We start from the raw sequence: 1,178 nt of genomic DNA, 5'->3' as shown, positions 1-1,178 counted from the left end.
AATTTTTCATCAAACCATTCATCATAACTAGGGATATCTTTATTTGTCGTGGTTTCATCTTTGAATTCATTTTCAACTTGCTTGACACTATCTTTTAATTCTGGATTGTTAGCAGTAGCATCAAGTTGGTCTTGGAATTTGTTAAGTGGGTTTTGGTTAATTTCTGCTAAGGCATCGTCTACCCAGCCTGGAGTCTCTAATATATTTTTGTTGGCATTAAAATCAACTTCCCGCTTGATTTGTTCTAGCGTTTGTCCGCTTTCTGCTTCGAAGGCTTGTTTGAACTCAGAAGAAGCACCATCAACAATAATGTTGAATTGTTGTTGTTTTTGTTCGGGGGTAATATCATCATTAAACCAGTTGTTAAGAGTTGATTTTACTGAATTGCTGGCTGTATTATTATAAAGTTCACTACCACCAAAACTTACACCAACTAAAACTACGGCTGCCGTTATAGGATTAGAGAACAATGCTGCACCAGCAATACCAGCAAGCGTTCCAATACCCCAACTAATCGCCGCATCAATACCGCCCGCTGCACCCTCTTGATTAGTAGCAAGGGCAATTTGAGCGATACCCAGTGCACCACCTTTGAACTTAAAGGTATTATTCATGGCTTTAAGTGCATCATCACTAGCACCTAAAATTCGTGCTGTTTCTACTTGTGCAGAAAAAACAGTGTCTACCGCCAATTTAACTTTTGATAGACTATCTTGCTCTTGTTGCTCTTCATTTGTTAGACTCACGGTTATTCTCCTTTATTTAAATTATTTGTAAAAAGTATTTTTGTAGTTAGTATTGAAATTATAAAACCAAATGTCATTAAATAAGCAAGAGAAGCGAAGACTAGTCTATTAAAAATAAAGCCATAAATGCTATTCCACTGAAAAATATCGTTATTTCTACCTACTTTATCTAGTTGTTCGTATAGCATATAAAATTTTGAACCCTCAGATATATTTAAGACAATCGTTCCAAAGAGCAGAAGCCCTATAAAAAAAATATAAAACACCATTAAATATTTTTTTCTAACTCTTTTATGAGTATGGTGAATTGCATTTTCTTTATACCAAGCCCAATCCTTAATAAAAATTCCAATTGTGCTTACAAAAATAAACCAAAAAATCCCCTGATACAAAACATACAATAGTATCATTTTTTCTCGGTAGGCTACCGAG

2 protein-coding genes are annotated in these 1,178 nt (G+C 34.6%); both read right to left on the bottom strand.

Annotation, left to right across the window (positions count from 1 at the left end; genetic code table 11):
* Window positions 1-746: hypothetical protein (locus BBROOKSOX_RS11320; protein ID WP_139661951.1), on the bottom strand; the 746-nt coding region annotated here is incomplete at its 3' end.
* Between the two features lie 2 nt (window positions 747-748).
* On the bottom strand, window positions 749-1,178 hold a 430-nt coding region (locus tag BBROOKSOX_RS11315), incomplete at its 5' end, for a hypothetical protein (protein ID WP_218973755.1).

This window comes from bacterium endosymbiont of Bathymodiolus sp. 5 South (assembly GCF_900128535.1).
Classification (GTDB): Bacteria; Pseudomonadota; Gammaproteobacteria; order PS1; family Pseudothioglobaceae; genus Thiodubiliella.
Note: the sequence above shows the minus strand (reverse complement) of the source record. Positions and strands in the feature narration are given on the sequence as shown.